This window comes from Paenibacillus sp. J22P165 (genome assembly GCF_059692015.1).
In genome coordinates this window covers 65,624-86,795 of sequence record NZ_JCAUAP010000016.1, presented here as the reverse complement: position 1 = coordinate 86,795, position 21,172 = coordinate 65,624, and the positions used below count along the sequence as shown (strand labels likewise).

The following is a 21,172-nucleotide window of genomic DNA, read 5'->3' as shown; positions in this document are numbered from 1 at the left end:
TGAAAAAACCTCTTAGCGCAGGTACGGTTTAGGATCGACAGGCACTTCATTTTTCCTAACTTCAAAATGTAAATGATTGCCCGTAGACTGTCCTGTGGAGCCCACGCCAGCAATTTTCTGGCCGCGCTTCACGACGTCGCCTACCTTCACATAAATTCCATCGTTCATGATATGACCATATAACGTCCACAGACCATTCCCGTGATCCACGATGACACAGTTCCCATAACCGTTCATCCACGAAGCATAAATAACAGATCCATTCTCCGCAGCAAGGATTGGCGTACCTTTGGCCGTGCCTAAATCAATACCTTTATGATTCTCTGCCCGCCCTGTAACGGGATTAATCCGCGCTATGAAATCAGAGGTCATTGGTGCTTGTACAGTCAAGGGATAGCCAAGCTTGCCACCCGCATAAGTAAACGGTGATTTCGCATTCTGCGCTGCCCGCTTCTTCGCTTGCAAATCAGCCTCTTGCTTCGCCAACTGCGTAATCATTTTATCGCTTTCTTCCGAAATCTCCTCGAGCTCTCTCTCTTGCTTGGATAGGGAAGCAATCTTCACTTCCTTCGCCTTCTCCTTCGCTTGCAGATCATCTCTCAGCGCATCGGCCTCCGCATAAAGCCCCTTCACATTCTCAAGTTGCTTCTCGGTGTCTGCCTTTTTATGCATAACGGTTTCTTTATCTTTCATATTGGACTCTAGTATTTCTTTATCTTGATTAACAATAGATTTCAAAGCTTCGACCCGATTCAAAAAATCAGAAAAACTCGTTGCACTCAACACCACGTCCATATAGGAAACGAAGCCGTTCATATACATCAAGCGAACACGGGATTTCAGCATATTGTCGCGGCTTTCTACACGCGCCTCGGCTTCATCCAATTGCTTAGCACTTGTTTCCAGCGCCTCTGACACTTGATCGATTTGTTCATTCAATTGCGTCAACTTCTTACTAGCTTCGTTAACTTGTGAAACGAGAGCATTCATATCCTTCGTCGTCTGAGCCTTCTCTGATTGCACTTTTGTAATTTGACTTTCGGCGTTGTTAGCCTTCTGCTGAGCTTCTGCCTTCTGCTTCTTGAGCTGCGACAACTGTTGGTCAATCTTATCCGTTGCAGAAGCGGCATAGCTAGCGGCATGCGGGATGGCAAGCGATATCGCCATTCCCAATGTCAACACGACAGGTAGAATCTTCTTCTTCAAGCACGTAACCTCCCCATTTTCAAGCGTGTAATGCCCCCTGTATGGTTTGAATCTCTTACGTTCTGAGTCTAGGAATCTATGAATCTTTGAAAATGAGAAAACCGAAAGAAAAGATGAAAAAGGAGGCAGAGGAACGCTCTACCCCAGTTTCATTCAAGGTTTCCTTATACGCGAAGGAATTTGCGGACGGAAATGAGGGAACCCCATACCCCGATCACGATGCCCAGACCAATTAGAAGTACAGTCAGGGTTGGTGCAATATTTTCAAATGGTGTTAATTTAATCATCAATAAATTCAAATTCAATGAGCTCAAATTCAGCAATTTCCAATAACCTGCGAGAATTATCGCAGTTGGAACTGCCGAACCAATGAATCCAAGCAAGGCGCCCTCAATGAAAAATGGCCAACGAATAAAAGAATTCGTCGCACCCACGAGCTTCATAATCGAAATCTCGCGTTTTCTGGCTAAAATCGTAATTTTGATCGTATTCGCAATCAGGAATACCGCTGTAAAGGACAGCAATACAACGATACCAATACCAATCCAACGGGCAATCTTCGTCACTTTAAACAGTGCCTCAACGGTTCCTTTACCGTAATTCACCTTGTAAATAGGCTTAGGATCCTTACCAACGTTAAGTGCTGAGATCTGGTCAGCTACACTCGCCACATTTCGCGGATCATCCACTTCAATCGTGAACGCGTCGTTCAGCGGATTGTTATCCCCCTCGAAACCATCTAAGAGTGCCTTCCCACTATCACCTAACTTTTCGCGCAAATAGACAAGTCCTTCTTCCTTCGAAACGAATTTAATCGTTTTCACTTCCGAAATCGCTTGGATTTGCGTTTGAAGCGCTGTGATTTGATCCTGAGGCGTGTTAACCTCCAGGTATACGTTGATCTCAACCTGTTGCTCAATTTGTGTAGCTACATCGTTCACATTTAAGGTGATCAGTACGAAAATACCAAGAATAAATAAGGAAATCGCAATGGAGCTGATCGACGCGAACGTCATCCAACCATTTCGCACGACATTTTTCGTACCTTCTCGGAGATGTCGAGAAACAGTACTAATCTTCATAGCCATATTCCCCCCGTAGTTGATCGCGAGCAATAAGGCCATTCTCAATTGCTATTACGCGCTTACGCATCGTATTTACGATTTCTTTGTTATGCGTAGCCATGACGATGGTCGTACCTCGGAAATTAATTTCCTCCATCAATTTCATAATCCCCCATGATGTTTCAGGGTCCAAATTTCCTGTCGGTTCATCGGCGATAATGACGGAAGGACTGTTTATTATTGCCCGGGCAATGGCGACACGCTGTTGTTCACCACCGGATAACTGTGATGGGAGGGAGTTTGCTTTGTCCTTCAGCTTAACGAGCTCAAGAACTTCCATGGTGCGTTTCTTGATTTGCTTCTTAGGTGCCTCAATAACTTCCATGGCGAAAGCTATATTTTCAAATATCGATAATTTCGGAAGTAAGCGATAATCTTGGAAAATGACGCCGATATTTCGACGAACATAGGGAATTTTGCGTTGTTTGAGTTTTTCTAAGTTAAAACCATTCACGAAAATTTGACCTTTCGTTGGTCTTTCTTCTCTATACATCAACTTCATGAAAGTAGATTTACCTGCGCCTGAAGGTCCAACCACATAGACAAACTCATTGCGGTCCACTTTTACATTAATGCCTCTTAATGCATGAGTCCCGTTGGCGTATGTTTTCCATACGTCCTGCATTTCGATCACAATATCACATCCTAATTATATAGATAGCCTATATCCATTCGACACAAAAGCTGAAAATCCTTCTAAATCCTCTCGGAAATTCATGGGGAATACCGTCAGTATACCATGTATTGTACATATTTTAGCCGAATCAGGATTCTGTACTAAATTGGCAGCGAGATCGATACATATAGAGAGACAGGCCGTATCACATTCGTATGTAAAGGAGTGGCTCTTCATGACACGCTCATTACGATCATTCAGAAACCCCATCCTCTATTTCTCGGTCGCTCTTGGATTATTCATTACGTGCAGCACTGCACTCTACCTATACGGTTCTCAAACTACCTTACCTGCGAACGTCACGATTGCTGGTTGGCGCGTAGGCGGTATGTCTTATGAGACCTTTCAGTCTGAATCCGAGCAGCGTCTGAAGCGATTGTCCGCTTTCCCGGTTCTCCTCCATTCATCCTATCCTGAGATTCCCGCCAAAGAGCTTTCTCTTGGACAACTAGGCATCCGATATGACAAGAGCCTCCTCACACAATCCCTACAGCAATTATTGGGCGGATCTCTTTTCGAGCGAATCAAAGCGCGCTGGACCCTGCGAAACGCGAATATTCCATTGGCTGTCTCTGTAGATCCCGCACAACTTACGGCCACTGTCAAAGGAACGTGGAAAGAACTATATGCGAAGCAGCCTGTTGCCGCCAAGCGACTCCTTCAATCTCGCGATCAAGTCGTCTACGAACCCGAGCGAAATGTACTCCGAGTTGATACCGCGCATCTGCAGGAGCAGCTGCAAATCATCGCCCCTAGTCTTGGTACACTCACGCATACTGCACCACTTGGTCTCACTTTACCTGTGTACGAGCTGAGTCCGACCGTCACAATGGCAACCTTGAAGCAGCAAGGCATCGATGGCAAAATATCTGAATTCACGACCTCGTTCCCTTCATCCGGTGAAGGACGGGTCCACAACATACGAGTTACTGCCACTTCCATTCAGGATTACTTAATGGCTCCAGGTGATACTTTTGATTACAGTAAAATCATTCAACAGACAGAAACGAAATTCGGCTACAAGGAAGCGCCTGTTATTCTCAATGGCAGTCTTGTGCCTGGCATCGGCGGCGGCATTTGCCAAGTATCTACTACGCTTTATAATGCTGTTTTGCGCAGCGGTCTTGAAATCGTCGAACGACGCAATCACTCTCTCCCCGTCAGCTACGTTCCGCTTGGGCAGGATGCGACATTCGCAAGTGGTTATATCAATTTTAAATTCCGTAATAATACCAATAGCTATGTTTGGATTCGTACGATAACGACTGATTCGGCTGTGACTGTGAAGCTTTTTGGTCACCAAACGCCAGCTGTCACCTACGACATCGATTCCAAAATCGTAGAAACAATTCAACCCCCGATTAAATATGTGAACAATCCAAGCTTGAGCCCTGGCTTAGAACGTCCAATCAGCACAGGAAAAGTTGGATACAAGGTAGAAACCTATCGGACGAAACGAGAAAATGGAACTGTCGTGAGCAGAGAGTTAATCTCCAAGGATCAGTATTCACCTGTGCCTACTGTCATCGCAGCCAACCGTAAAGGTCTTCAAACAGAGGACCCTGCGCCAAAGCAACCAATGGTGGAAGATGGCGTAAGTACGCTTGCTGTACAATGATAACGAATAAATGTGATGAAATCATGAAGGTCATGTGACTGTAGTTACTACGTCATCATGACTTTTTTCTTTTATGATAAGACTATCGAAAGAGGATTGAAGGAGGCATAACGATGAGCAAAATAGATTATTTCAAAGAATTGAACTATCGCCTGCGCGGACTTCCTGAGAAGGAGCGCCAAAATATACTTAAAGTGTACGAAGAATTATTTCAAAAAGCCGTCGAAAATGGTAAGCACGAAGACGAGGTTTCACAGTCTCTTGGCTACCCGCGGGTTCCAAACTGGGATGCTCAAAAAGAGACCTCTCCTGTAAAAGAAGAAACTCCTAAGCGCCCAACGCCTGCCTTCGAGGCTGAAGAGTTGATAACAGAGGAAACACCTGAACACAGCGAGGAAAATCATCAAGATAGAGAGAGATCGCATGTCAAACAACCCGATCCTTTCATCGAACCCAAACGTCCTGTACAAGCTCCTGAAGCATGGGAGCCGCCTGCCTCTGCTTATACACAAACACAGACACCACAGTCGAATTATCCGCCTATGTACAGCAGCACCCCTTACCCGCCCCCTTATGCAACGGCTAGGCCGGAAACAGGGATTAAAGCGATTATCATTTCAATTATGCTCGGCTTCTTTAATCTCGTGTTCGTAGTAGGTCCTTGGCTTGGGGTATGCTGTGCGTTGATCGCTTTCTTTGTATCAGGCTTCGCCCTACTGGTCGCCCCAGTCATCGGAGTACTCACTAGCTTAGCGGGAACATCGGGAAGTGACTTCCAATTCATCTCATTTTCACTCCTTGCCTGCTTCGGCTTAGGGATTATTATTACGACTCTCAGCTCCTGGCTGCTTAAGCAGTTCTTCAAAATTAGCTGGAAGTACATCCAATTCAACGCCAAATTGATTAAGGGGGTTTAAGCCATGCAAACTAAAGTGAAATTTTTCTTAGTGACTGGCTTTATCTGCCTAGCGATAGGTTTGATTGGAGCAGCTGTGTCATTTCAGTCCTTAGATTTAGAGTCAGGCGTTTCCAACATAGATATCGAAAAGAAAATATCCTCAGCAAATATCGATACCCTCATTATTGAAAATGATATAACAGGCGTAACCTTCGTTCCTAGCAACTCCGATGAAATAAGCGTTCATCTCGTTGGTGCTGCGCGATCGGAAACCGCACAGAATTGTACAGTCGAGGCCACGACAGAAGGCACTAATACATGGCGGGTGGATGTGTGTACAAATAAAAAAACACATATTAACTTCGGCTTCGATATTGCCGAATTCAAAAGTTTATTCGGCGGTCAACGCCTTCGTCTACGGACAGAGGTCAGTCTACCCGATAAGCTGTACAAAGCCATCACCGTTAGCACAGACACAGGCAGCATCAATTTCAAGGAAGTGAAAGCAGAGAAGTTAACTGCTAGTGCAGATACCGGGAGCATAACGGTTGACCGCTACGAAGGAAAAACATTGAGTCTTCAAACAGACACAGGCAGTATCCATCTCAATGATGGGCAGGGCAACGTGAAACTCAAAACTGATACTGGCAGCATCACCGCTTCCCTTCGCGAGCTTGGAGATACCGTTACGATGGAGTCAGACACGGGTTCTGTTCGCTTACAGCTAAATCCTATACCTACGAATGCCTCCTTCGAACTGACTACGGATACAGGCAGTGCCAATCTGGATGTACCAGGTGTGAGCGAGCAACGATCAAGTCGCAACAATGTGAAAGGCTCAATCGGCAATGGCAGTAAAAAAGTAACGGTTCGTACTGACACAGGCTATGTTGAGGTTAAAGGTAGATAAAAAGAAAGAGCTCTTCTCGCGCATCCATCATGGGATGTCGGGAAGAGCTTTTTTCTGTGGAAAAGACTATTTGCTTTTCTCTAAAAAGTCATGCAACCACGCTTGCGACTCTGCCAGCACTTGCTCCGCGCGGCCAATCGCCTCGCTCACTTGATTGCTCGCTGTTCCGCCGAACACGTTACGCGCATTAACTACTTGTTCTGGTTGAAGTACGGCATAAATATCGGACTCGAATAGCTCGGAGAAGGTTTTGAACTCCTCGATGCTCATATCGAGCAAGTATTTTTTGTTCTGGATGCAATACAGGACGGTTTTACCGATGACTTCGTGCGCTTGACGGAAAGGAAGACCTTTGTTCACTAGGTAATCCGCAATATCCGTAGCGTTGGAGAAGTCTTGGTTCACGGCTTGGCGCATGCGCTCCGTGTTCACTTTCATCGTGGACACCATCGGTGCAAACAATTGCAGCGCTCCTTGCAGGGTACGAACTGTATCAAACATGCCTTCTTTGTCTTCCTGCATGTCTTTGTTGTATGCCAGCGGCAGCGACTTGAGTACGGTCATCAGACCGAACAAGTTGCCGTAGACGCGGCCTGTTTTGCCACGGACAAGCTCCGCTACGTCCGGGTTCTTCTTCTGCGGCATGATCGAGCTGCCGGTGCAGAACGCATCATCGAGTTCGATGAACGCGAACTCGGTCGAAGACCAGAGCACCATTTCCTCGCTGAAGCGAGAAAGGTGCATCATGATCATGGACGCGTTAGAGAGGAACTCCAGGATGAAATCGCGGTCGCTGACCGCATCCAAGGAGTTCTCGTACACGCGTCCGAACCCGAGCTGCTCCGCCACGAAATGGCGGTCGATCGGGAAGGTCGTGCCCGCGAGCGCGCCCGCGCCGAGCGGGAGCATGTCTACGCGCTTGTAGCTGTCCTGCAAGCGCTCGAGGTCACGCTGGAACATGCTGACGTAGGCCATCAGATGGTGCGCGAACAAGATTGGCTGCGCACGCTGCAGATGCGTATAACCAGGGATAATCGTATCCAGATTAGCCTTTGCTTTTTCAAGCAGGGCTTCTTGCAACTTGATCAGCAAGCCCACGAACTCAACCACGCGCTTGCGCAGGTAGAGATGCATGTCTGTCGCCACTTGATCGTTACGGCTGCGGCCCGTGTGCAGCTTACCGCCAACAGGACCGATCAGGTCGATCAAAGTCTTCTCGATATTCATGTGAATATCTTCGTTCTGAATTGTATACTCCAGCTCGCCGCGGCGAATCATACCCTGAACTTGCAGCAAGCCGTCTTTGATTTTTTCCACATCGTCAGCAGGCAAAATCCCGCATTTGCCTAGCATCGTCACGTGCGCCAAGCTGCCTTCGATATCTTCTTCGGCAAGCTCTTTGTCGAAAGTAATGGATGCTGTATATTCTTCGACCAATTGGTCGGTTTGTTTCGTGAAACGTCCACCCCAAAGCTTAGACACCGTGCATGACCCCTCTCGTATTACGCAGTTTTGAACACCTATGGACAAGCCCTTGGACAGCCCAAAGGCTTTCCACAAAGGGAAAGCCCACGGCTGAGGCTATTGAGATTGAATGTATTGCAATGAAATTACTTCTTCGCGTTTTGTTCCACGCCGGAACCCACTTTCAAGCGCAGCGCATTCAAGCGGATAAAGCCTGTTGCATCGCCTTGATCGTAAGCCTTCGTTGGATCAGCTTCCATTGTCGCGATATCCGGGTTGTAAAGGGATACTGGGCTTTTCACGCCAGCGCCGATTACGTTACCTTTGTACAATTTCAAACGAACTGTACCAGATACGTTCTTTTGGCTCTCGGACACAAGCGCTTGAATCGCCAAGCGCTCAGGTGCAAACCAGAAGCCATTATATACAAGAGATGCATATTTCGAGATTAAGGAATCACGAAGGTGCATAACGTCGCGGTCCATCGTGAGGGATTCCATTTTACGGTGAGCGGTGAAAAGAATCGTACCACCCGGAGTCTCGTACACGCCGCGGCTCTTCATGCCAACGAAACGGTTCTCAACCATGTCCACACGGCCAATACCGTGTTTGCCGCCAAGTTCGTTCAACGTTTCCATCACTTCAAGTGGGGAAAGCTGTGTGCCATTGATCGCTACGCAATCACCAGCTGCGAACTCAAGCTCGATGTATTCCGCTTGGTCTGGTGCATCTTCAGGGTCAACACTCAGCACGAACATATCTTTGTTGGATGTTGCTGATGGATCGAACCATGGATCTTCCAACATGCCACTCTCGAAGGAGATGTGCAACAAGTTGCGGTCTGTTGAATAAGGCTTCGCAGCAGATGCCGTTACTGGAATGTTATGCTTCTCTGCGTAAGCGATCATCTCTGCGCGGCCCGGGAACTGCTCGCGGAACTCTTCCAAACGCCAAGGAGCGATCACGGAAATCTCAGGCGCTAACGCCGCTGCTGTAAGCTCGAAACGCACTTGGTCATTCCCTTTGCCCGTAGCGCCGTGTGCAATTGCTGTTGCGCCTTCTGCGCGAGCGATCTCAACCATACGCTTCGCGATCAAAGGACGCGCGATGCTCGTGCCGAGCAAGTATTGCCCTTCATACAGAGCAGCCGCTTGGAACATCGGGTTGATGAAATCTTTCGCGAACTCAGCGCGAAGATCGTCGATGTAGATTTTGGATGCACCAGTTGCGAGTGCTTTTTCTTCCAAACCGTCTAGCTCATCTTTTTGCCCAATATCCGCTGTGAATGCAATGATTTCTGCGTCGTACGTTTCTTTTAACCATTTGAGGATAACTGATGTATCCAACCCGCCTGAATAGGCGAGTACGATTTTTTCCTTAGCCATGTCTACTCTTCGCTCCGTTTCTACTCTCACTAATTAGGATGAAATTTATATCATTGTCGCGGCCATAATGGCCTTTTGCGCATGAAGACGGTTCTCTGCTTGATCAAAAATAATGGAATGCGCGCCGTCAATGACGCCTTCGCTCACTTCTTCCCCGCGGTGGGCAGGCAAGCAGTGCATGAACAAGTAATCCTGCTTCGCATATTTCACCAAAGCTTCGTTGACTTGATAGTTTTTGAACGCGATTTCCCGTTCTTTTTGCTCCGCTTCTTGACCCATGCTCGCCCATACATCGGTGTAGATGATGTCAGCATTTTCAATCGCTTCGCGTGGATCGCGGGTAACGAGCAGGCTTCCGCCTGTTTCAGCCGCATTTTCTTTGGATTGACGGATCACTTCTTTATCGGACTCATAGCCTTCTGGAGAAGCCACAGCAAAATCCATTCCTAGCTTACTAGCGCCCATCATGAGGGAGTGAACCATGTTGTTGCCATCGCCGATATAGGCGACTTTGATGCCTTTTAAGCGGCCTTTTTTCTCCAAAACCGTCTGATAATCCGCCATAACTTGGCATGGGTGCGCATGGTCTGTTAAGCCGTTAATAACAGGCACCGTCGCTCCGCGCGCCAAATCGATCACCTTGCGGTGCTCGTAGGTACGAATCATAATCCCGTCCAAATAGCGGGACAACGTTTGAGCGGTATCCCATACCGTCTCTCCGCGACCCAGTTGCAGGTCATTTTTGCTCAAGAAAAGCGCTTGACCACCAAGTTGGTACATCCCTACTTCAAAGGAAACACGCGTACGCGTGGAGGATTTCTCAAAAATCATGCCCAACGTTTTACCCGCTAGTACGGCATGAGGCTCTCTTGCCTTCTGCTTACGCTTCAGCTCGATCGCATAGTGGATCAAATACTCGATTTCTTCCGGTGTATAATCAACCAAAGCTAGAAAATCCTTGCCCTTCAATTGGGCAGCCATTTCCTCTTGGACCGTGCTATTCATGTCATCCAACCTCTCTACATTGAACTTCGGTTAGACGCTGCTGATGGTGGATGCCTTCTGGGAGAGGACACCGCACACGACATCTAACGCTTGATCTAAATCTTCTTGCGGTATTGTTAACGCCGGTACCAAACGAATCACGTTAGGTCCTGCTGGAATGACCAACACGCCTTGCTTGTGGATTTCGCTAATGATTTCGGCACTTGGCTGTGTGCATTCAATGCCAATAAGTAGACCCACACCACGAATACTCTTGATTAGTGGATTGCCTGCTAATTTACTCTCTAGCTTCTTCACTGTGTACTCGCCCAGCTCGGCAGCACGTTCTGTCAATTGATTGTCGATGATCGTGCTTAGTGTCGCATGAGCCGCTGCAGTAGCAATTGGTGTGCCACCGAACGTGGAACCGTGACTGCCTGCGCTGAACGCTTCCGCCAAGTACCCTTTCGCCAGCATCGCACCGATCGGGAATCCACCGCCAAGACCTTTGGCCAATGTGAAAATATCCGGTTCAACGCCATAATGCTCATAGGCAAAAAGCTTACCTGTACGTCCTACGCCCGTCTGGATTTCATCCGCGATCAGGAGCAGATTGTGCTCTTTGCATAGTGCAGCCAATTGTTTCACGAACTCTGGATCAGCCGGCAATACGCCGCCTTCCCCTTGCACAAACTCCAACATCACGGCACACGTCTTGTCATTCACAAGGCTGCGTACAGACTCGATATCGTTATAATCGGCATAGACAAAACCTTCTGGAAGCGGTAGAAAGCCTTCCTTTACTTTGTCCTGACCTGTAGCTGTTAATGTAGCAATTGTACGCCCATGGAAGGACATGTTGAACGTAATAATCTCGTATTTCCCGTTGTTCAGCACTTTTTGGGAGTAACGACGGGCGATTTTGATCGCAGCCTCATTCGCTTCCGCCCCCGTGGAACAGAAAAACACCGCGTCCGCACAGCTGTTGTCCGTTAATAAACCAGCCAACTTTTCCTGATTCGGAATATGAAAAAGATTGCCCACATGCCACAGCTGATCCAACTGCTCAATCAACTTCTCTTTTACCACTTGTGGTGCATGCCCGAGTGCTGCAACCGCAATCCCGCTCATCATATCGATGTATTCCTTGCCTGTGTCATCCCACAGACGGCTGCCTTCACCTTTCACTAGCGTAATTGGATATCTGGCGTACGTTGGAAATAGCGAGCTTTTCCCTTGTTCTGTCATGTCCATTCCCTCCTAAAAGTTTTCGTTAGAAAACTAGCTTCGTAAGCTTATAAAATTAACGTACAATGCGCGTGCCGATGCCTTCGCCTTTCAGCACTTTACTTAACACGTTCGGTTCCGAACCGTTCACGATAACCACTTCTTGTACTTGCCCTTGTATACAAGCAATTGCTGCACGAACCTTAGGGATCATGCCGCCATAGATGTCGCCACTTGTAATCATTTCTTCAATTTGCGCAACGCTGACGACAGGAAGCACTTGCTTCTCGCCATCCACGACCTTCATAATGCCGGGCACATCGGTCACAACAACCATTTGTTCCACGCCAAGGTGAGAAGCTACAGCGCCAGCCGCCGTATCGGCGTTGATGTTATACCGTTGGCCGCCATCTGCGCCTAACCCAACCGGTGCGATAACCGGAATGTAGCCCATGCCCACGATACCTTGGATCAGCTCCGCATTCACTCTTGTTACATCGCCTACTAGGCCAACTTCGTGGCTGTTAGCAACGGGCTTCGCTTCGATCAAATGTCCATCCACACCGGACAACCCAAGTGCCTTGGCACCTGTTAATTGAATACGGCGTACGATTTCTTTATTGATTTGGCCGGATAGCACCATCTCTACAACGTCGAGGACTGCTTCAGAAGTTACCCTTAGTCCGTTCACGAAGCCAGACTCAATACCCAGTTTACCTAACGTTTCCGATATCGCAGGACCGCCACCGTGCACGATAACCGTAACGATGCCCTCTTCCTGAAGGTGCCGCATATCTTCGAAAAAGCTGGTAGGCAGCGCCGCAAGCGTGCTACCTCCACATTTCATCACAAAGCAATTGTTTTTCACTGCTCTTTTTCCTCCTTACGTCCGATATGCCGCATTAATGCGGACATAATCATAGGTCAAATCGCAGCCCCAGCCCGTTGCTTTGCCTTCGCCCATATGTAAATTCACATGAATTTGAATTGTGTCTGTTTTCAAATAAACCAATGCCGCTTCCTCGTCGAACTTCACCGGACGCGATTGTTCCAACACGGCGATATCGCCTAGACGAATATCGACCGTGTTCACGTTCACCGGCTGCCCGGAGTACCCGACAGCTGCAATAATCCGGCCCCAGTTCGCATCAGCGCCGTATACAGCAGACTTCACAAGGCTCGATCCGATGATCGATTTGACGATCTTACGCGCCGCATCGTCGCTCTCCGCACCGATAACCGTCGTCTCGATCAGCTTCGTTGCACCTTCGCCGTCGCGCGCAATTGCTTTGGCGAGGTATTCGCCAACGTATTGGAACCCAGCCGCGAAAGCTTCCCAATCCGGGTGACCCGGATGCAGGGAGTCGCCGCCGGCCAACCCGCTTGCCATCACCACGACCATGTCGTTGGTGCTTGTGTCTCCGTCAACGGTAATCATGTTGAACGTATTATCTGTAATCCTGCTCAGCAACAGCTGCAGGTATTCGCTCTCAATCGCGACGTCGGTTGTCATGAAACCGAGCATTGTCGCCATGTTCGGGTGAATCATCCCCGAACCTTTAGCCGCTCCGGCAATGTGAACTTCTTTGCCGCCAACAACAACACGGACGCACGTCATCTTCTGCACGAGATCCGTTGTCAGGATCGACTGGCAGAAGTCATCGCCGCCGTCCAGCTTTAACTTCGCAGGCAGCTGCTCGATGCCGCTCAGCACTTTGCCCATCGGCAGCAGCTCGCCGATCACGCCTGTGCTCGTTACGCCGACGTGGTGCTCTTCCACGCCAAGTGCCTTCGCACTTGCCGCGCGCATAGCGCGAGCATCGTCTTCGCCTTGCTGGCCGGTACACGCGTTCGCGTTACCGCTGTTCACGATCATCGCCTGCAGCTTGCCGCTGTGGGCGATGCTCTCTTGCGTCACGCGCAGTGGAGCCGCTTGGAACGCGTTCAGCGTGTACACGCCTGCCGCTGACGCTGGCACATCACACAGGATCGCGCCAAGATCATAGCGCTCAGTCTTCTTCAGTCCGCAGTGCAAACCGCCTGCACGAAAGCCTTTCGGTGTTGTTACAGTGCCCTCTGGCACGATAGTGAAGCTAACTTGTTCCGACATGGTCGTCTACTCACCTATCCTCATCTTCTAGTTATGGATATACCGGTGCGAACAACAACCCTGTCGTTTCGTCCCAGCCTTGCATAAGATTTAAATTCTGAATCGCTTGACCAGCAGCGCCCTTCACGACATTGTCGATGACCGACACAATCGTTACCCGCCCTGTACGCTCATCCACAGCGAAGCCGATATCACAGAAGTTCGAGCCTGTTACTTCTTTCGTTGACGGATATTTCCCTAGTGGGCGAATCCGTACGAACTTCCGGCCTTCATAGTACTGACGGTACTTCTCGACGAACTCCTCAGCTGTATGCTCACCCGTTAGCGTTGCATACATCGTCGCCATAATTCCACGAGTCATCGGTACGAGATGTGTCGTGAACGTCGTCACAACCGGTTTACCTGCAATGCGGCTTAGCGCTTGCTCGATTTCCGGGATGTGCTGATGTTTATTTATTTTGTAAGCCGATAAATTCTCATTCACTTCTGCATAGTGCACACCTAGACTAACACCGCGACCTGCACCAGAGACACCCGACTTGGCATCAATGATAATTGTCGATGGGTCAATCCATCCCGCTTCAACGGCAGGAATAAGACCTAGCAATGTCGCTGTTGGATAACAGCCTGGGTTGGCGATCAAATCGCTGCCCTTCACTTCGTCTCCGAACACTTCGGATAGACCATAAATCGAACGAGCCAGTGCTTCTTCAGAAGCGGCCGGTTTTTTGTACCATTTTTCATAGTCGCTAGCTGACTTCAATCTCAAATCGCCTGAAATATCAATCACCTTCAAGCCAGCTGCGATCAGTTTCGGCGATAGTCCTGCGCTCACACCAGCTGGTGTAGCTAAGAATACAACGTCCGCTTTTCCTGCGATCAGATCAACGTCCAGGACGTCGAGGATATCCACAATCACTTCCTGCAAGTGCGGAAAATGCTCCGCCAAAGGCGCTCCTGCATTCGATGTTGAAATCACGGATGTAATATGTACAAATGGATGTGCTTGCAAAAGACGAATTAATTCCGCACCACCATACCCTGTTGCTCCAATAATAGCCGCTCTAATGCTCTGACTCATCTCTACGCCCTCCCGATGTTCCGAAAATATATGTATCATTATACATTCGTATACATAATAATACAATGAATTTTTTTGCGTTCCGCGATTGCTAAAAATCGGTCTCCAGCAAGTAATTTCAAGGCTTTGGCAGACTTTGATTTGCGAATTTTATAATGACAGAATAGTCTGACTATATAAGTTTATATGCACATTATGCATCAAAATTACGCAAGTCGTGCATAAAGAATGTCGAATCTCTTTTAACTAGCCGCCAAAGGCCCATTCCTTCGCCATTATCCATTATCCCAAACTCTACGGTTAGAAGGCAAATAATGTTAGTACGCCTCAAGTTATGCACATCTGTGCACAGGCATTGTGTATAACTAGGATGATTGCACACAGTTTGCCAACAAGTTATCCACAAAAAAGACCATCAGGCTAATATTCTCCTGACAGTCTTCTCGCTTATCCACCATTTCTTACGCGTGTCGCTTAAAACCTTCACCCAATACTTCATTTGTTTCACTTAAAATCACAAAAGCCTGTGGATCCACGGATTGAACCAGTGTTTTCAGACGACTAACTTCATTTTGTTTCACAACGACCATCATCACCGTTCGCGACTCTCCTGTAAATCCGCCCGATCCACTCAACTCCGTTAGACCACGGTCCAAATCATACAAAATCGCCTTCCGAATAGCATCCGTATGATCCGAAATGATAAAGGCCACTTTGGCATAGTTGAAGCCGAGTTGCACAATATCAATGGTCTTGGTGGTGACGAATAAGCCGATCATGCCGTACAGCGCATTCTCTGGGGTAAACACTAGCGCAGAGCTGATGATAACGAGACCATCGAATATCGCAACGGAAAAGCCTAAGCTTAAGCCGGAGTATTTATGCAACATTTGAGCAGCTAAACCCAGTCCACCTGTGGATCCGCGGCCTTTGAAGACGATCCCCAAGCCCAAACCTACACCAATACCGCCATATACAGCAGCAAGCAATGGATTATGCGTCGGCACGCCTAAATGACTGGTAACGAGTACGCAGAACGGGAAAATGACCGAGCCTACAATGGCTTTAATTCCGAATTTCTTGCCGAGCAACCACAATGCTAATAACAAAATAGGAATATTCAGCGCCCACTGTGTGTACGCAGGATTTACGCTCGTGACTTCTTGTAAAATGGTGGAGATCCCCGAGACCCCGCCTGTTGCGATTTGGTTGGGGTTCAAAAAACTATTAAAACTCGCCGCCATAATCAGCGATCCGACAATAAGTAATATGTATTCAAAAGCAGTATGACTCGGACTTCCGATCTGTAAGCGCGGTTCTCTTCTGGACACGAATGGTCCTCCTTCGTTCGTTTACATGAAAAATCCTACACCCATCAGGTGTAGGATCAACGTTTATGACTCGATGCATGCATACGATCTTCAAATCAGATCTTATGACCTGCACAATGGGTGTAAGTGTTACTCCGGCTTACGAATTTGATGACGCAGATAGGCATCGATAAAAGCATCAAGGTCGCCGTCCATGACCGCTCCAATGTTCCCTGTCTCAGCTGCGGTTCTGTGATCCTTCACCATGCTGTAAGGGTGGAAGACATACGAACGAATCTGGCTGCCCCACGCAATATCCGACTGCTCGCCGCGAATCTCGGCTAGGTGCTTCAATTGCTCTTCGATCTTCCGCTCATAGAGCTTGGAGCGAAGCATTTTCATCGCTTTCTCGCGGTTCTTAATCTGCGAGCGCTCTTGCTGACAGCTCACCACAACGCCGGTCGGAATGTGCGTAATCCGCACAGCCGAGTCCGTGGTGTTAATGTGCTGACCGCCCGCGCCGCTTGCGCGGTACGTATCGATCTTGAGATCCTCGGAGCGGATCTCGCCTACGTCGGTGTCGTCTTCGATCTCTGGCATGACGTCACACGATGCAAAAGAGGTGTGACGACGGCCAGAGGCGTCGAACGGCGAGATGCGGACGAGACGATGCACGCCCTTCTCTGCCTTCAAATAACCGTAGGCGTTGAAGCCTGTGATCTGCAGCGTGACACTCTTCACGCCGGCTTCGTCGCCGGGCAAATAGTCGAGAACCTCGACTTTGTATCCCCGCTTCTCCGCCCAGCGGCGGTACATGCGCAGCAGCATCTCTGCCCAGTCCTGCGACTCGGTGCCGCCGGCGCCTGGATGCAGCTCCAGGATCGCATTCAGCCGGTCGTATGGCTGATTGAGCAGCAAACCAAGCTCGAAGGACTCGAGCTTCTTAACGAGCGCCGCGATGCCGGTTTCGATGTCTTTGACAAGAGCAGCATCGCTCTCTTCTTCTTCGAGTTCGACCATAACCTGAATGTCCTCGAACGTGTTTGTGAAGCCTTGGAACTCGTCCACGACACTCTTGATCACGTTGAGCTCAGCGATCGTCTTCTGGGCACGTTCATTATCGTCCCAGAAGTCTGGCGCGCCCATTTTTTCCTCAAAATCACCGATTGCTTCTAGCTTATGATCTAAGTCAAAGAGACCCCCGTAATTCGGTTAGTCGCTTTGCTGTTTCTCTTAAGTCTTGTTTCACTTCTGGTTCTAGCATGTCGTACACCTCGTTTATTCTGCTTGCATGTGCCTAGACAAGTTGTTTCGTCGCTTACTACATGCCTTGCCCGTGGCACTGCTTGAACTTCTTCCCACTGCCGCATGGGCATGGGTCGTTGCGTCCAATACGCTGCTCTTCATCGCGTACAAGCGGTTTTTTGCCGCCAGCTTCATTCTTCGTGTCTACAGCCTGACCTTCTGCTACCGCTTGGCGCTCCAAGTTGCTCTGTACATGTGCTTTCATGATGTACATTGCGACTTCTTCACGAATGTTGTCAATCATCTCTTGGAACATCTCGAAGCCTTCGAATTGGTACTCACGGAGTGGATCTGTACCGCCGTATGCACGTAAGTGAATACCTTGACGCAATTGATCCATCGCATCGATGTGATCCATCCATTTGCTGTCTACCGCACGCAGCGCTACAACTTTTTCAAATTCACGCATGAACTCTGCGCCAATTTCCGTTTCACGCTCATCGTAACGTTTGCTTACAAGCTCTTTGATTTGCTCAATAACCTCTTCTTGCTCTTTGCCCCACAAATTTTGATCTGTAATCTGAGCATCGTCATGCAGCAAGTTGTTATTTACAAAGTTCGCAACTTCTTGCAGTTCCCACTCTTCCGGAATCGTTTCTTCAGGACAGTGCGCTTTTACGATACGCTCGATCACAGCACTGATCATGCCCTCAATAACCTCACGGATATTCTCGGACTCCAGCAGCTCGCGGCGCTGTTTATATATAATCTCACGTTGTTGATTCATAACATCGTCATATTGAAGGACGACTTTACGCACGTCGAAGTTATTGCCCTCAACGCGTTTTTGCGCGGATTCTACAGCACGAGAGATCAATTTGCTCTCAATTGGCTGGTCCTCTTCCATTCCGAGGCGGTCCATCATGGCCATAATATTTTCAGCACCAAAACGTTTCATCAATTCGTCCTCTAAGGAGAGGTAGAACTGCGAAGAACCTGGGTCACCTTGACGTCCTGCACGTCCACGCAGCTGATTATCAATCCGTCTGCTCTCGTGACGTTCAGTACCTATAATATGCAAGCCGCCAGCATCATGTACGCCTTGACCAAGCATAATGTCCGTACCACGGCCTGCCATGTTCGTTGCAATGGTTACGGAACCTGGTTGACCTGCACGTGAAACGATTTCCGCTTCCTCAGCATGATACTTGGCATTCAATACTTTATGTTGAACACCTTTCTTCTTCAGCATCTCAGAAAGTCTCTCTGAGTTCTCAATGGATACAGTACCAACTAGTACTGGCTGATTTAGCTTATGGCGCTCTAAGATTTGTTCTACGACGGCTCTGAACTTACCGTTCTCTGACTTATAAACCACGTCCGGCAGATCCTTACGAATCATTGGGCGGTTCGTCGGTACGATAATAACTTCAAGCCCGTAAATTTTCTTCAACTCTTCCTCTTCCGTCTTCGCCGTCCCCGTCATCCCTGCAAGCTTGCGGTACATACGGAAATAGTTCTGGAACGTAATTGTAGCGAGTGTCATGCTCTCATTCTGAACTTTCAGCTGCTCTTTGGCCTCAATGGCTTGGTGCAACCCATCACTATAGCGACGGCCTGTCATGATACGGCCGGTAAATTCATCAACAATCATAACTTCTTCTTCTTGAACGACATAGTCCACGTCACGTTTCATAATGAAACGTGCTTTGAGCGCTTGGGTAATATGGTGGTTAATGTTTACGTTCTGATGATCGAATAAGTTCTCAATACCAAAAGCTCTCTCACCTTTCGCTACGCCTTCCTCTGTCAGCGCAACGGCACGCACTTTAATATCGATGGTGTAGTCTTCTTCTTCTTTCAGCGTCGATACAAAGCGATCGGCCGTAAAATACATATCCGTCGATTTCGCGGCTTGTCCCGAAATAATCAAAGGCGTTCTCGCTTCATCGACTAGGATGGAATCCACCTCATCGATAACCGCATAGTACAGCGGACGTTGAACCATCTGCTCTTTGTACAACACCATGTTGTCACGCAGGTAGTCAAATCCGTATTCGTTATTCGTTCCATACGTAATATCACAAGCATAAGCTGCTTGCTTCTCTTCATGAGACAAGTCGTGCAAGTTAACCCCAACCGTTAAGCCGAGGAACTCGTAAATTTGACCCATTTCGCCGCTATCCCGTTGTGCCAAGTAATCATTGACGGTTACAACGTGTACGCCTTTTCCAAGCAAAGCATTTAAATACACAGGAAGTGTTCCAACGAGTGTTTTCCCTTCCCCTGTTCTCATCTCTGCGATACGGCCTTCGTGCAGCACCATACCCCCGATAAGTTGAACGTCGTAATGACGTTTGCCTAACACACGGAGTCCAGCTTCCCTGACTACAGCAAAAGCTTCTGGCAACAAATCATCGATTTCTTCGCCTTTCTCAAGACGTTCTCTAAACTCGATTGTTTTCCCTTTTAACTCTTCATCGGTCAGCGGTTTAATGCTGGCTTCGAGCTCGTTGATGTAGTCAACGGCCTTAAGCATCCGTTTAATCTCCCGTTCATTGGAATCACCAAAAATTTTCTTCACTAGTCCTAGCATCGGTGAACCCCTTTCCATTGCGTTCGTATCCTTAAATTGTACCACTTATGACAGTCTTGTCGCAACAAACGTGCACTCTCTTCCACAGAAAACCTATAGAAATAGGACTTCAAAACCATACTTTTCGTATTTCTTAGTATGAAATGGAGACGCTACTAACATGCATGGCCGAGATGATGACTTCTAGCATTAAAGGAAAGAGCTTAATCCGATAACATCGAATTAAGCTCACTTGATCATTTTTGTATAGGAATGTTAATTGAATGTATTAGGCAATTTGTTTATGCATTACATCGCCGGTTCGATTAAACCGTACTTACCGTCGTCTCGTTTGTAGACTACATTAACTGTGTCTGTTTCCATGTTGGAGAAAACAAAGAAGTTATGGCCCACCATATTCATTTGGAGAATCGCTTCTTCTACGTCCATCGGCTTCAAATTGAAGCGTTTGTTACGTACAAGCTCGAAATCCTCTTCTTCCTCCATATAGGAAGCTGCTGCGACTTCTACTTTGAATAAATCACGTTTGCCGCCATCTTGACGAATTTTACGGTTCGTTTTCGTCTTGTGCTTACGAATTTGACGTTCTAATTTGTCCACAACCAAATCAATGGATGCGTACATGTCCGTGTTACGTTCTTCTGCACGCAGTAGCACGCCTGTTAGCGGGATGCTTACTTCGATGGCTTGAAGACCTTTAACCACACTTAGCTTTACTTGTACATCGGATGTAAGGGGAGCTTCAAAATACCTCTCAAGTCTATTCAACTTCTTGTCGACGTAGTCTCCGAGGGCTTCAGTAACTTCAAGGTGTTCTCCGCGAATGCTAATTTCCATAGTTAAACATCTCCCTTCCTACTTACATTATACTACATTCCACTCCAACTTCATAATTCCTTTAAATTCCGAGCCAATCTTTCTAGGCAAAATATAAAAAACACCCCAGAATGATTCCCCAGGGTGATCTTGTTCGTTGGTGTATGCAATGGCACTACACATGCCAAATAATTAAAGTCTGCTTACGTTTGCAGCTTGTGGTCCGCGCGCGCCTTCTACGATGTCAAACTCAACAGCTTGACCTTCGTCCAGCGTTTTGAAGCCTTCGGACTGAATCGCTGAGAAATGTACGAAAACATCTCCACCATCTTCGCGCTCGATGAAACCATAGCCTTTTTCTGCGTTAAACCATTTCACTTTACCTTGCATAACGTACACAATCCTTTCGTTTTAAAAAATATAAAATGAATAACTATAAAATGTAAACCCTTACATTTTGACTATAACACCGATTTGCTTGACCTGTCAATTTCTAACTTTATATAAATTTAATATTTCTGA

At 47.8% G+C, this 21,172-nt stretch carries 18 protein-coding genes; 3 read left to right on the top strand and 15 right to left on the bottom strand.

Annotated elements, in window-relative coordinates; all coding sequences use genetic code 11:
* Positions 1-12: 12 nt before the first annotated feature.
* The 3 genes from AC58QM_RS30720 to ftsE all read right to left on the bottom strand — a co-directional run bounded on the left by AC58QM_RS30720 (position 13) and on the right by ftsE (position 2,964).
* A complete protein-coding gene (locus tag AC58QM_RS30720) occupies positions 13-1,206 on the bottom strand; it encodes a murein hydrolase activator EnvC family protein (RefSeq protein WP_497288560.1) in 1,194 nt (397 codons plus the stop codon).
* Between the two features lie 164 nt (positions 1,207-1,370).
* Complete coding sequence (ftsX, locus tag AC58QM_RS30715; RefSeq protein WP_497288559.1) at positions 1,371-2,288, bottom strand: permease-like cell division protein FtsX; 918 nt, start codon at positions 2,286-2,288, stop codon at positions 1,371-1,373.
* Positions 2,278-2,964, bottom strand: coding sequence for a cell division ATP-binding protein FtsE (gene ftsE, locus AC58QM_RS30710; RefSeq protein ID WP_310501025.1), 687 nt, complete (start codon positions 2,962-2,964; stop codon positions 2,278-2,280). The genes ftsX and ftsE overlap by 11 nt, the downstream gene beginning before the upstream one ends.
* 217 nt (positions 2,965-3,181) lie before the next feature.
* On the opposite strand from ftsE, the gene AC58QM_RS30705 reads away from it, so the two are divergent.
* The 3 genes from AC58QM_RS30705 to AC58QM_RS30695 all read left to right on the top strand — a co-directional run bounded on the left by AC58QM_RS30705 (position 3,182) and on the right by AC58QM_RS30695 (position 6,432).
* Positions 3,182-4,624, top strand: a complete 1,443-nt coding sequence (locus AC58QM_RS30705) for a VanW family protein (RefSeq protein ID WP_497288558.1) — start codon at positions 3,182-3,184, stop codon at positions 4,622-4,624.
* 113 nt (positions 4,625-4,737) lie between these two features.
* Entirely contained in the window at positions 4,738-5,541 is an 804-nt protein-coding gene (locus tag AC58QM_RS30700; protein WP_497288557.1) for a DUF1700 domain-containing protein, read from the top strand.
* Between the two features lie 3 nt (positions 5,542-5,544).
* Complete coding sequence (locus AC58QM_RS30695) at positions 5,545-6,432, top strand: DUF4097 family beta strand repeat-containing protein (RefSeq protein ID WP_497288556.1); 888 nt, start codon at positions 5,545-5,547, stop codon at positions 6,430-6,432.
* Positions 6,433-6,498: 66 nt separating this feature from the next.
* Here the strand turns inward: AC58QM_RS30695 and argH are convergent, their stop codons facing one another.
* The 12 genes from argH to AC58QM_RS30635 form a co-directional block, all read right to left on the bottom strand.
* Positions 6,499-7,914 (bottom strand): argininosuccinate lyase, encoded by a 1,416-nt coding sequence (gene argH, locus AC58QM_RS30690; protein ID WP_028556853.1) that lies wholly within the window; start codon positions 7,912-7,914, stop codon positions 6,499-6,501.
* Positions 7,915-8,042: 128 nt separating this feature from the next.
* Positions 8,043-9,281, bottom strand: a complete 1,239-nt coding sequence (locus AC58QM_RS30685) for an argininosuccinate synthase (RefSeq protein ID WP_057312757.1) — start codon at positions 9,279-9,281, stop codon at positions 8,043-8,045.
* Positions 9,282-9,326: 45 nt separating this feature from the next.
* Positions 9,327-10,286 carry an ornithine carbamoyltransferase gene (argF, locus tag AC58QM_RS30680; RefSeq protein ID WP_497288555.1) on the bottom strand — a complete coding sequence of 320 codons (960 nt, stop codon included), beginning with the start codon at positions 10,284-10,286 and terminating at the stop codon, positions 9,327-9,329.
* Positions 10,287-10,316: 30 nt separating this feature from the next.
* Complete coding sequence (gene argD / locus AC58QM_RS30675; RefSeq protein WP_497288554.1) at positions 10,317-11,513, bottom strand: acetylornithine transaminase; 1,197 nt, start codon at positions 11,511-11,513, stop codon at positions 10,317-10,319.
* A 55-nt stretch (positions 11,514-11,568) separates the two neighbouring features.
* On the bottom strand, positions 11,569-12,339 hold the full coding sequence (argB, locus tag AC58QM_RS30670) for an acetylglutamate kinase (RefSeq protein ID WP_497288599.1): 771 nt from the start codon (positions 12,337-12,339) through the stop codon (positions 11,569-11,571).
* 36 nt (positions 12,340-12,375) lie between these two features.
* Positions 12,376-13,602 (bottom strand): bifunctional glutamate N-acetyltransferase/amino-acid acetyltransferase ArgJ, encoded by a 1,227-nt coding sequence (gene argJ / locus AC58QM_RS30665; protein ID WP_497288553.1) that lies wholly within the window; start codon positions 13,600-13,602, stop codon positions 12,376-12,378.
* Positions 13,603-13,633: 31 nt separating this feature from the next.
* Positions 13,634-14,683: an N-acetyl-gamma-glutamyl-phosphate reductase gene (gene argC, locus AC58QM_RS30660; RefSeq protein WP_497288552.1), complete on the bottom strand. Its 1,050-nt coding sequence runs from the start codon at positions 14,681-14,683 to the stop codon at positions 13,634-13,636.
* A gap of 461 nt (positions 14,684-15,144) precedes the next feature.
* Complete coding sequence (locus AC58QM_RS30655) at positions 15,145-16,014, bottom strand: YitT family protein (protein WP_310501033.1); 870 nt, start codon at positions 16,012-16,014, stop codon at positions 15,145-15,147.
* A 129-nt stretch (positions 16,015-16,143) separates the two neighbouring features.
* A protein-coding gene (gene prfB / locus AC58QM_RS30650) for a peptide chain release factor 2 (RefSeq protein ID WP_497288551.1) occupies positions 16,144-17,257 on the bottom strand; the annotation gives its coding sequence in 2 pieces (ribosomal slippage) (positions 16,144-17,184 and positions 17,186-17,257; 1,113 coding nt in all).
* Positions 17,258-17,314: 57 nt separating this feature from the next.
* Positions 17,315-19,834 carry a preprotein translocase subunit SecA gene (gene secA / locus AC58QM_RS30645; RefSeq protein ID WP_497288550.1) on the bottom strand — a complete coding sequence of 840 codons (2,520 nt, stop codon included), beginning with the start codon at positions 19,832-19,834 and terminating at the stop codon, positions 17,315-17,317.
* Positions 19,835-20,122: 288 nt separating this feature from the next.
* Positions 20,123-20,671 (bottom strand): ribosome hibernation-promoting factor, HPF/YfiA family, encoded by a 549-nt coding sequence (gene hpf / locus AC58QM_RS30640; protein ID WP_056611526.1) that lies wholly within the window; start codon positions 20,669-20,671, stop codon positions 20,123-20,125.
* Positions 20,672-20,842: 171 nt separating this feature from the next.
* The gene (locus AC58QM_RS30635) at positions 20,843-21,040 is read right to left on the bottom strand and encodes a cold shock domain-containing protein (protein ID WP_028556842.1); all 198 of its coding nucleotides are present in this window, start codon (positions 21,038-21,040) and stop codon (positions 20,843-20,845) included.
* Positions 21,041-21,172: the final 132 nt, after the last annotated feature.